Genomic DNA, 12,006 nt, shown 5'->3' on the forward strand with positions numbered 1-12,006 from the left:
CGGCTCATGTTCCTCTTTCTGCCCGGCCTCTATCGCCGTGCGCCTTTTTCAGCTGAGAAAGGTGGTGCAGCAGGCGATAGAAGGGCGGAAGCATGGCGATGACGAGAACGATCCTGATGACCTGAACCGCGACGACGAAAGTCGAGTCCTCATGCAGGGTGATCGAAGTCGCCGCCATCTCGGCGATTCCGCCGGGAGAGAAGGCGAGAACGGATGTAATCATGGAGATGCCCGTTAATTTAGAAACGGCAACTGCACTCAGGATCATTGCGGCGATTAATCCGACGGAGGAAATAAATCCGATCGTAAGCACTCTGGACACGCCGGTGAACATGCTTTTGTACATTTTTGAACCGATTGTGGCGCCGAGAAAAATTTGTGACAGCTGGTTCGCTTCCGGCGGCCACCAGGCCAGCATATCTTTTCCCGCTAAGGCGGACACGCCGATTTCCGCGGCAGCAACGCCGATCATGCTGCCGAGCAGCCAAGGGGCAGGAAATTTCAGCCGTTTTGCGGCCTTACTTGCAAGCCAGGCAGCCAAAATAAATCCGGCCGTTAACAAGACGGGAATAAGGCCCGGATGTGAAGCTCCTGCTGAAACGGCTCCGGCTGATGTCTGAGCCGTACCGTTTTGTTTGGTAAATAAGAAAATGACGAGAAACGGTATTGTCATGACAACCAGAAGGACGCGTGTCAGCTGAATGAGACTTACAATCGCGGTGTTTGCGCCGACTTCCTGAGCGATACCGGGCATGGCGGATAAACCGCCCGGCGCCGTGCCTACAAAGCTTGTCATCATGTCCGTCCGGCTGAACCGAAAGAGCACATATCCGGAAACAAGCGCCATCGCGATAGAGAAAATCAGCATGAAGCCTACCGGAAGCCAATGATCCCGTAAAACTGAAAGAACGGACAGGTTCAGTTTTTGGCCGAGTTCGATGCCGAGAATCATTTGTCCCGCCGCAAGCCATCTGCGGTTAATCCCTCTTCTGTCAGCCGCCATGAACAGCCAGCGGGGCCTCGTCATGGAGAGGATGCAGCCGGCGGCAAGCGTTCCGAGCATCCAGGCGATCGACATTCCTGTAAGCGAAAGAAGAAACCCCCCTGCCGCACTGATGAGAATAAACCAGATATCCGTAAGGAGATGTTTGTCTTTCTTCAATGAAAACCCTTCTTCCTGAAACATTCATATTAAATTGTTAAGCTCGTTAACCTTACTATTACTATAGTATAGATTTTGAGATAAATAAATGATGAATTATTTCTCATAATCCATTCATTTTTCTTATCATAAACAAAAAAAGCTCCGGAGAAGGGGGGAGCGCACCCTACTCCGAAACCTCGCCGGCCTTTCCTTTCCACACAAGGGTCAGTCCCAGACCGAGACATAAGACCACGCCTGCGAACAGAAACGGGAAGTGAATATTCATATCAAATAAAATACCGCCCAGAGCCGGGCCGAAAATGGTGCCTAAACTCGTGTATGTTGAGTTCATTCCGGCGACAAATCCCTGCTGATTTCCTGCGATTTTCGATAGGAAAGTGGTCAGTGTCGGGCGCAGTAAATCAAACGCAAGGAATATAATGCAGGTGACAGCAAGCACGGGCAAAAATCCTGACATCACCGTAGAAACGAAAGCCAGCACAGCCCCGATGACCAGACAAAGCTGAATGACTTTTTTCTCCCCGAGGAAGTTGACAAGCTTGCCGAATGCGAGCACTTGGATGATGACCGCAACAATGGAGCTGAACGTAATAATAACGGCGATATCCTTTGGCGTAAAGCCGAATTTATGGTTTGTAAATAAACTGAACACCGTTTCGTACGCCGACAGCCCGAATGCCAGCACAAAGACGATGATAAAGGCGATCAGGTAGCTTGGGTGAATCGACTTTTTCAAATCTTTTAAGAAGGTTGACTCTTTGACGCTTTCCATCTGCTGGGCGCGTTCCTCTTTAGTCAATGGCTCTTTCAGCATAAAGACAGAGGAAATCACTGCGATAAATGCAATTCCCGCCGCAAAGAAAAACGGCATACGGACACCGTGATCGGCAATAAATCCTCCTATGCCGGGCCCGATGATAAACCCTGTGCTGATGGCGGCAGATACATAGCCCATCGCCTTCGATCTTTCCTGCACTGTCGTAATATCTGCGACATACGCTGTAACAGCGGGCATGATAAAAGCGGCGCTGACGCCCCCCAGCACCCTTGCAAAATACAAAACGTAGACATGTGTGCCCAACCCGAAGGTCAGCTCGGATAATGCGAACAGAAACAGCCCGGCGAGAATCATGATTTTTCTGCCGAAGCGGTCAACCCATCTTCCCGCAATGGGGGATACGATTAATTGCGCGACGGCAAAGGCAGCGACAAGGTATCCCATTGTGCTGCCTGTCAAGTGCATCACATTCATAAACAGCGGCATAACGGGAATAATTAACCCAATCCCTAAAAACGCAATAAATATGTTGCTTAATAAGATGATGAGTACAGCTTTTTGTTCTCTAATCGGTTTTTGCATGTTGTTTCTCCTTTGTCAGCTGTCCTGATTCTGTTGATCGGCATTGATGACTCCGTGAATAAACACAGAGATGGCTTCTTTTTGTAATTCTCTTCTTTGCTGAATGGAATCGTTTTTATATAACACATCCAAACCGTAAAAGACAGACAGCAGGATTTTCACTTTTGATTCGACATGATGAATGGACCAGCTGCCGTCTTGATTTCCCTCTGTTAAGATATCTCTCATCACATCGTCATATTCAATATCAATTTTATTGAGACGTTTTACGACCTCCTCTGACGTAAACGCGCTCGCATAAAACTCTTCGCTTGCTCTCATCAGCGGGTAATTGATGCTCATCCGGCTGAGCAGTTCTGCAAAGCCCGTCAGCTTTTCGGCAGCGTCTTTCAGGTCGGCTTCCATTTCCCTCCACGTCTCAATCATCACGCGGTGATCCTCTTCCATGATATGAAGAAACAGAAACTCTTTTCCTTTAAAATGATGATAAAGATTGCCTTTGCTGATCTCGGCCGCCTCTAAGATATCCCGAATTGAGGTTTCTGAATAACCTTTTTTTGCAAATAAGTCTCGCGAAGCGGATACGAGCTTTTTCTTCGTCTTTTCACTCTTTCCGGCGCCGCCTTTTGTACTTGTCACATCACACAAATCCTTTCCGCCAAGTGAGGCTCGGTTCCTTAAAAACCGACCGGTTGGTTTATTTTATTATAAAGTGTTTTTGCTGATTATACAATGAAGAAGTTGTCCGTTTTTTAGAGAGGATCACGCAGCTCGAAAAATAAACCCCATTCTTTCCTATTGAAAGAACGGGGTTTGTCTGCGGTCTGAATGCTCCGGCGGGGGAGCGTTATTTCCCGGTATTTGCCTGGGGATAGCTCGTGTTCGGCGCGTTTGATACCGTTCCCCCTGTATGATGGGAAGGAGAGTGGGTCATATCGTATAAAAACCAGACGGCATGACGCTGCTCGTCAAATGCTGTTCGGGCAAATAACCGCTTCGCTTCCGGGTGTACCGCTCTATCGGATGCCTGCAAATAAAAATCATTCGTTTTCTGCTCATCATAAAACGCCGCCCTCAGTCCTTCTCTGTATGTGTGCGGACAATGTTCCGTCTGTTTCGGCGTCAACTGGTTTCCGGTAATTGAAGTATACAGTGAAGAGAAGGCGTGCAGGTGGCGCATTTCTTCCTCTCTGATATGTTCGATTCGTCTTCTGATTTCTGCGGTCGGCGCTTTTTCGGCTAATATCGAGTAGCAGATCACAGCGCTGTATTCGCCGTTAATGGATTTTATCAGATCTTTTATAAGAACAGAGTCGTCGCCGCAGACGGCTGTATAATGAAAAAAATTCTCGTGCATTGGACTCACCCCCGGATGTTTATAGGGTATTATACGGCGATAGCCCGTGACATGTGCGGATGTCATGCTTATTCTTGATCAAGCGGCGATGTGATATGGTCATTATATGTATCGACAAACAGCCGGCCGTTGCTTCCGCGCACCGCGTATACGACCTCTTCGGGTGCAAGATTTCTCTTGTCCAATTCTTCTCTGAGCCATTTTTCCGATACGTGGTTTTCTTCGAAATTCTTCGTCACCAGCTGGCCGTCCATAATGAGCTCAACGGCAAAGTTCTTTTCGTGTCCTGCAAAAATGCCGAGATCCTGTCTTGTAACGGGCGCGAATTCCGGTTTGACCTCCACTGACATGCTGCCGTTTGTTTCAATGATGGCCGTCTGAACCTGAGAAATGTCAAATACATCATTTACACGAAGCTGCTGGTTCAGGTAGTCGAGGGTATAGCGCATCGTTTTCATATTATGCTCAAGTATTTTTCCGTTTTGAATGATGATGGTCGGTTTGCCCGCAAAGAAACCCCTGGCAGTTCTGTTTTTCATAGAAAGATATGCGACAAGATAAATGATGACCACGAAAATCGTGTAAGCACTGACAGTAAAATGAATCGGCAGTTTTGTATTAAACGACAGATTGGCTGTGATGGCGCCGAGCGAGATGGCCGCAATGAAATCAAAAAGCGTCATCTGTGATATGGTTTGTTTTCCGAGTATCCGGGCGCCGATAAACAAAATGCTGAACGACAGAATCGTTCGCACAATCACTTCGAGATATTCTGACATGATATTTAATCCTTTTTGTCTTTAATTTGGTCAAAAACGATATTTTTTAAAACAGTCATCCCGTTTTTACCAGCAGATGAGATTGGTCATTTTCGTCAACTTTCGATAAAATGTAGAAAGATAAAAAGAGAGGGGTCTTCTAATTTGGGTGTTGAGTTTTTAGTAGGCAGATCGGGGAGTGGGAAAACGAGGCTGATTATCGACAGCATTCAAGATGAACTGCGCCGGGAGCCGTTCGGGAAACCGATCATTTTTCTAGTCCCGGATCAAATGACGTTTTTAATGGAATATGAGCTTGCTAAAACGCCGGATATCGGCGGCATGATACGCGCTCAAGTGTTCAGTTTTTCGCGTTTGGCGTGGCGCGTGCTTCAGCATACCGGAGGCATGAACCGTCCGTTTGTGACGACGACGGGTGTGCAGATGCTGTTGAGGAAGCTGATTGAAGAGCATAAGCACGATTTTAAAGTGTATCAAAAAGCGAGTGACAAAACCGGGTTCACTGAGCAGGTGGAACGGATGCTGACAGAGTTTAAGCGTTACTGTATTGAGCCTGAAGACGTCCGCCGCATGGCGGAAAGCGGAACGGCGTCAGAATATCGCGGGGAGCGGATGCTGTCTGAAAAACTTCATGACTTAGGCATTTTATATCAGCAGATGGAAAGAAGCCTCGCCGGCCACTATCTGCATTCAGAGGATTATTTGACGCTGCTCGCCCAGCAGCTTCCATTAGCGGATGTTGTAAAAGGCGCCAGAGTTTACGTCGACGGCTTCTATCAATTTACACCGCAGGAATTAAGGGTGCTGGAGCAGCTGATCATGCATGCTGAACATGTCACATTCTCGCTGACGGCGGACAGCCCTTCGGGAGAACAGGCACCGGATGAGCTCAATCTGTTCAGAATGACGGGAAGCACATACTATAAGCTTTATCAGACGGCAAAGGAATTGAATGCCGATATTTCCTGCAAGGAACTGCATGGCACGAAACGGCATCAGCATGTGCCGGAACTTGCCTGCATAGAGTCGCAATACGATGTGCGTCCCGCTGCGGCGTATACCGGCCGGCAGGAAGCGTTTACCGTCATACAGGCGCAAAACAGAAGAGCCGAGCTTGAGGGTATTGCCCGGGAAATTCAATCACTTGTCCGGGACGGAGGATACCGGTACAGAGATATGGCGATTCTCATCCGCCAGCCGGAAGATTATAAAGATTTGCTGAAGGAAGTGTTTGCAGATTACGGGCTTCCTTATTTTATTGACGGAAAAGCTTCTATGCAGCATCACCCGCTTATAGAATTCATCCGTTCAAGTTTGGATGTCGTAAAGGGGAACTGGAGATATGAAGCGGTGTTCCGCTGTGCGAAAACCGAACTGTTATTCCCGCTTGATCAGCCGGTGCAGAAAATAAGAGAGCAGGTCGATCAGCTTGAAAACTATTGTATCGCCTACGGAATTAAAGGGGAGCGCTGGACGAACGGCGAGCGGTTTGTATACAGGCGCTTCGTATCGCTCGATGAGGATTTCGCGCAGACGGATCAGGAAATAAAGATGGAGCAAATGCTGAATGAGACGAGAGAATGGATGGCCGCGCCCCTTGTCCGGCTTCAAAACCGGATGAAAAAAGCGAAAACGGTTCAAAGCATGGCGGAAGCTCTTTATCTCTTTTTGGAAGATACCGATGTTCCCCTGAAGCTGGACCGGAAAAGGCAGCAGGCCGAAGAGGCCGGAAACATGATTGAAGCACAGCAGCACGGCCAGGCATGGGACGCCGTTATCCAGCTTCTCGAGGAGTTTGCCGGCATGATGGGTGAAGATGAAATGTCTTTGGCGCTGTTCCAGCAAATGCTTGAAACAGGAACGGAATCACTTCATTTTTCTTTAATTCCCCCTGCGCTTGACCAAGTGTTTGTAGGGAATATGGACCTGTCAAGAATGTACGGCACGTCCTGCACGTTTGTCATCGGGGCCAATGACGGCGTTCTTCCGGCGCGCCCGGATGAAAACGGCGTGCTGTCCGATGATGACCGGGAGTGGCTGAGAGCGGTCGGAGTGGAGCTGTCTTCGGCGGGGCGTGAGCGGCTGCTTGATGAGCATTTTCTCATCTATATGGCGCTGTCAAGTCCGTCTGACCGTCTGTATGTGTCATATCCGATTGCCGATGCGGAAGGAAAAACGCTTCTGCCGTCAATTGTTGTAAACAGGCTTGGCGAGCTGTTTCCCGACCATCAGGAAAAACTGTCGGCTGCTGATCCCGAGCAGGTAAGTGAAGAAGAGCAGCTTCAGTATCTCGTCAATAAACAGGTGGCGCAGACGTATACGGCAAGCCAGCTCAGGCTGTGGACAAGAGAGTATGAAATCAGTGATGTATGGTGGAGCGCATACAATGTGCTGATGAAAGAGCCTGATCACCGGCGCGCGAAAAAGCTGTTTTCAAGCCTGTTTTTCCGCAATGAGGCAAAGCGTCTTGAACGTCCTGTTTCGCGCCAGCTTTATGGCGAGCACATTAAAGGAAGCGTCTCCCGGATGGAGGCGTTTAATGCCTGCCAGTTTTCTCATTTTGCATCTCACGGGCTTCAATTAAAAGAGCGGCAGTTTTTCAAGCTGGAAGCGCCCGATATCGGACAGCTGTTTCACTCCAGCCTCAAGCTGATTTCAGACCGGCTTCGTGAGCAGAAGCTGGAATGGCGCGATCTGACGAAAGATCAGTGCCGGAATTTCTCCTATGAAGCAGTGGAACGGCTTGCGCCAAGGCTGCAAAAAGAAATTCTGCTCAGTTCAAACAGACACTTTTATGTGAAGGAAAAACTGCAGAAAATCGTCACGCGTGTCTCTGGCATATTAAGCGAGCATGCGAAGGCGAGCGGTTTCGTCCCGATCGGCCTTGAACTCGGCTTCGGGGGAAACGGTCCGCTGCCTCCGCTCACTTTCACGCTGAAAAACGGCTGTACGATGGAACTCGTCGGCCGGATCGACCGCGTGGATAAAGCGGAAAGTTCAAAAGGCCTGCTGCTTAGAATCGTGGATTACAAATCAAGCGACAAGGGGCTTGATCTGGCTGAGGTATATTACGGGCTCGCTCTGCAAATGCTCACGTACCTTGACTTATCGATTACACATTCAGCGGATTGGCTCGGCATGAAAGCGACACCCGCAGGCGTTTTGTATTTCCATATCCATGATCCGATGATTCAGGCCAGTCTGCCGATGGGGCTTGATGAAATCGAGCAGGAAATTTTCAAGAAATTTAAAATGAAAGGCCTTCTCCTCGGTGACCGGGAGGCAATCAGCCTGATGGACACGACTTTGGAGGAAGGACGTTCAAATATCATTAATGCCGGTTTGAAAAAGGACGGTTCTTTAAGATCCGATTCAGCCGCAGTCAGCGAACAGGATTTTCATCTCCTGACAGACCATGTGCGGCGGACATTTGAACAGGCGGGCGAAGCGATAACGGACGGGCTTGTGTCCATTACCCCGTATAAGCTGAAAGATAAGACGCCTTGTACGTACTGTGCGTTTAAATCGGTGTGCCAGTTTGATGAGTCTCTTAAGGAAAATGAATACCGCAGCCTGAAAGCGGAAAAAGACGGCACCATACTGGATTGGCTGAAAAAGGAGGCGGATGATGATGCAAATTCCTAAACCGAAAGACAGCATATGGACGGATGACCAATGGAGCGCCATCGTTTCTTCCGGCCGCGATATTCTGGTCGCTGCCGCAGCCGGATCAGGTAAAACCGCCGTGCTCGTGGAACGGATGATCAGAAAGATAACCGCGGAGGAAGATCCGGTTGATGTTGACAGGCTCCTTGTGGTGACCTTTACAAACGCCTCAGCAGCGGAAATGAAGCATCGGATCGCTGAAGCATTAGAAAAAGAGCTCGCCAAAAATCCGGGATCTCTCCATATCAGACGGCAGCTCTCTCTATTAAATCGGGCGAGCATTTCGACGCTGCACTCTTTCTGTCTGCAGGTGCTTAAAAAATATTATTATATGATTGATCTTGACCCGGGCTTTCGGATGGCTGATCAGACGGAAGGCGAATTGCTCGGAGACGAAGTCCTTGATGAGCTGTTTGAGGATGAATACGCAAAAGGGAGTCAGGCGTTTTTTGAGCTTGTGGACAGATATACGACGGACAGGCATGATTTGGATCTTCAAGATCTCGTCAAGCGGGTGTACGAGTATTCACGGTCTCATCCTGATCCGGAAGCGTGGCTGAAAAGCTTTGTCCGCCTATATGATGTGACGGAAGAAAGCAAAATGGAAGAGCTGCCGTTTTACGAGTATGTGAGAGAAGATGCTGAAATGGCGCTCTTCGGGGCAAAGCAAAAGCTTGAAAAGGCGCTTGAACTGACAAAAGCGCCCGGCGGGCCGGCGCCGCGCGCTGATAATTTTCTGGACGATCTTCAGCAGATAGAAGAGCTGATCAGCTGCCGGCATGACTTTGAGGCGCTGTATGAACGGGTTCCCGCGGTCACATTTAAGCGGGCTAAGGCGGTAAAAGGTGATGAATTTGACAAGGCGCTTTTGGATGAAGCGACCGATTTGCGAAACAGCGCGAAAAAACTGATCGAAAAGTTAAAGACCGATTACTTTACAAGAAGCCCGCAAGATCATTTAAAGAGTTTAACAGACATGAAGCCTGTCATTGAAACGCTCGTTCAGCTCGTGATTTCGTACGGAAAACGATTTGAAGCGGCGAAACAAGAAAAATCAATCATTGATTTCTCAGATTTGGAACATTACTGTCTGGCCATTTTAACTGCGGCTGATGAAGACGGCCGGCGGGTGCCGAGTGAAGCGGCCGTTTATTATCAAGAGCAGTTCCATGAGGTTCTGGTTGATGAATATCAAGATACCAATCTTGTGCAGGAATCTATTCTGCAGCTTGTGAAAAGCGGGAATGAAGAGGCGGGAAATCTGTTTATGGTAGGCGACGTCAAACAATCGATCTACCGTTTCAGACTTGCCGAGCCGCTGCTGTTTCTCGGGAAATATAAAAGGTTTACAGAGAGCGGGGAAGGAGCGGGACAGAAAATTGACCTGAACCGAAACTTCCGCAGCCGCTCCGATATTTTGGACAGCACGAATTTCTTGTTTAAGCAGCTGATGGGCGGCAAAATCGGCGAAGTGGACTACGATGAACAGGCGGCATTGAAGCTCGGTGCGTCGTATCCGCCGAATGAGGCGGCGGAAACGGAACTGCTGCTGATTGACAGTGCTGATGATGCAGACAGCTCCGAGGATGCCGAAGATTTTGAAACCGTGCATTGGGAAGCAAAAGCGATAGCCGGGGAGATCCGGAAGCTTGTCTCATCTCCGTTTAAGGTCTATGACGGCAAAACCAAAACACACCGGAATATCCAGTACCGGGATATCGTGATTTTGCTGCGTTCCATGCCTTGGGCGCCGCAATTGATGGAAGAACTGAAAAACCAGGGCATTCCGGTTTACGCCAATTTGACGTCAGGTTATTTTGAAGCCGTGGAGGTGGCTGCGGCGCTTTCAGTCTTAAAGGTGATTGACAACCCGTATCAGGATATTCCGCTTGCTTCAGTACTGCGCTCGCCCATTGTCGGCTGTGACGAAAATGAACTTGCGCTGATACGCCTGGAAAAGAAAAAAGCGCCGTTTTATGAAGCGCTGAAAGCATATATAGCGAACGGTGACAGACATGATGAGCTGTATCAAAAGCTGAGAACATTTTATGACAATCTGCAAAAGTGGCGGTCATTCTCGACGAATCATTCGGTAGCTGAGCTGATTTGGGAAGTATACCGCGATACAGGATATTTTGATTATGCAGGCGGCATGCCTGGCGGAAAGCAGCGCCAGGCCAATCTGCGCGTCTTGTATGACCGGGCGCGCTCGTACGAAGCGACGGCGTTCCGCGGGTTATTCCGCTTTTTGCGGTTCATTGAACGGATGCAGGAGCGCGGCGATGATCTGGGGACGGCGCGGGCGCTCAGCGAGCAGGAGGATGTCGTTCGGCTGATGACGATTCACAGCAGCAAAGGACTTGAATTCCCCGTCGTTTTCACCGCCGGACTCGGCAGAAGTTTTAATATGATGGATCTCAACAAATCATACCTGCTTGATAAAGAGCTCGGTTTCGGAACGAAGTATATTCATCCGGAACTCAGAATCAGCTATCCGACTCTGCCGCTTGTGGCGATGAAGAAAAAAATGCGCAGAGAGCTTTTATCAGAAGAATTGCGCGTTTTATATGTGGCGCTGACAAGAGCGAAGGAAAAGCTGTTTCTCATCGGTTCCTGCAAAAACCGGGAAAAACAGCTGGCCAAATGGCAGGCGCAAGCGGACAGGGCCGATTGGCTTCTCTCTGAATTCGACCGCTATCAGGCGTCATCTTATTTGGATTTTATCGGGCCGGCGCTTATCCGCCACCGTGACATGGAGGCGCACAGGCCGCCGGGTCTTTCGGCTCCGGAGGATATCGCGCACGACCCGTCCCGTTTTCACATCCGGATGCTGCAGCAAAGTGAACTGCTGGAAGATAACCCAAAAGAACGTGCTGAAGAAAAGAACAAACGTCTCAAGGCGATTCAGCAGGGCGAGCCGATTCCTGATTCGTTTTCATTTGATGATCAGGCGCGCCGTCTCCTTCAATGGGAATACCCGTACCGAGAGCTGACGGCTATCAGAACGAAGCAGTCAGTTTCTGAGCTGAAGAGAAAGCAAGAATACGAGGATGAATATAGCGGCCGCTCCCTCATCAAACCGGCAGGGGACACGCTTTTATACAGACGTCCCGGTTTTATGATGAAAAAGGGGCTGACGGCCGCGGAAAAAGGGACGGCGATGCATACGGTGATGCAGCACATACCGCTGACGCACGTTCCGAGTGCTGAAGAAGCGGAGCGGACGGTTCGGACGCTTCACGAAAAAGAGCTGCTGACAGAAGAGCAGCGGGACGCTATTGATATCGACGACATTATACAGTTTTTCGAAACTGAAATCGGGAAAGACCTTCTCGGGGCGCGGCGGATTGATCGGGAGGTGCCGTTCAGTATGGCGCTTCCGGCCGGCGAAGTGTACAAGGAAGCAAAAACGGCCGGTGAACCGCTGCTCGTGCAGGGGATTATTGACTGCCTCTACGAAACGGCGGACGGACTCTATTTGCTGGACTATAAAACGGATCGGATAGAGGGGAAATTCCGGAACGGATTTGAAGGCGCGGCCCCGATCCTGCAAAAAAGGTATGAAACACAAATCGAATTGTATACAAAAGCGATTGAACAAATTACAAAAACGAAAGTGAAAGGGCGTGCGCTCTATTTCTTCGATGGAGGTCACGTTCTTACACTGTAATAAGATCCG

Annotated in this window: 7 protein-coding genes; 2 read left to right on the forward strand and 5 right to left on the reverse strand. The window is 49.3% G+C overall.

What is annotated here, in order from left to right:
• Window positions 1-4 precede the first annotated feature (4 nt).
• The 5 genes from ICW23_RS00930 to ICW23_RS00950 form a co-directional block, all read right to left on the reverse strand.
• Window positions 5-1,162: an AbrB family transcriptional regulator gene (locus tag ICW23_RS00930; protein WP_016938296.1), complete on the reverse strand. Its 1,158-nt coding sequence runs from the start codon at window positions 1,160-1,162 to the stop codon at window positions 5-7.
• A 166-nt stretch (window positions 1,163-1,328) separates the two neighbouring features.
• Entirely contained in the window at window positions 1,329-2,525 is a 1,197-nt protein-coding gene (locus ICW23_RS00935) for an MFS transporter (RefSeq protein ID WP_188153881.1), read from the reverse strand.
• A gap of 15 nt (window positions 2,526-2,540) precedes the next feature.
• Window positions 2,541-3,164, reverse strand: coding sequence for a TetR/AcrR family transcriptional regulator (locus tag ICW23_RS00940; protein ID WP_188153882.1), 624 nt, complete (start codon window positions 3,162-3,164; stop codon window positions 2,541-2,543).
• Window positions 3,165-3,372: 208 nt separating this feature from the next.
• Window positions 3,373-3,882, reverse strand: a complete 510-nt coding sequence (locus ICW23_RS00945; RefSeq protein WP_188153883.1) for a ferritin-like domain-containing protein — start codon at window positions 3,880-3,882, stop codon at window positions 3,373-3,375.
• Between the two features lie 68 nt (window positions 3,883-3,950).
• The gene (locus ICW23_RS00950) at window positions 3,951-4,661 is read right to left on the reverse strand and encodes a DUF421 domain-containing protein (RefSeq protein WP_064777801.1); all 711 of its coding nucleotides are present in this window, start codon (window positions 4,659-4,661) and stop codon (window positions 3,951-3,953) included.
• Window positions 4,662-4,805: 144 nt separating this feature from the next.
• Here ICW23_RS00950 and addB point away from each other — a divergent pair, with 144 nt between their 5' ends.
• A complete protein-coding gene (gene addB / locus ICW23_RS00955) occupies window positions 4,806-8,306 on the forward strand; it encodes a helicase-exonuclease AddAB subunit AddB (protein ID WP_188153884.1) in 3,501 nt (1,166 codons plus the stop codon).
• Window positions 8,293-11,997, forward strand: coding sequence for a helicase-exonuclease AddAB subunit AddA (addA, locus tag ICW23_RS00960; RefSeq protein WP_188154197.1), 3,705 nt, complete (start codon window positions 8,293-8,295; stop codon window positions 11,995-11,997). The genes addB and addA overlap by 14 nt, the downstream gene beginning before the upstream one ends.
• Window positions 11,998-12,006: the final 9 nt, after the last annotated feature.

This window comes from Bacillus sp. 1021 (genome assembly GCF_014534735.1).
Classification (GTDB): Bacteria; Bacillota; Bacilli; order Bacillales; family Bacillaceae; genus Bacillus; species Bacillus siamensis.

Coding starts and splice junctions, on each gene's coding strand:
- ICW23_RS00935 (WP_188153881.1), bottom strand. CDS start 2,525: ATGCAAAAACCGATTAGAGAACAAAAAGCTGTACTCATCATCTTATTA.
- addA (WP_188154197.1), top strand. CDS start 8,293: ATGCAAATTCCTAAACCGAAAGACAGCATATGGACGGATGACCAATGG.
- ICW23_RS00950 (WP_064777801.1), bottom strand. CDS start 4,661: ATGTCAGAATATCTCGAAGTGATTGTGCGAACGATTCTGTCGTTCAGC.
- ICW23_RS00945 (WP_188153883.1), bottom strand. CDS start 3,882: ATGCACGAGAATTTTTTTCATTATACAGCCGTCTGCGGCGACGACTCT.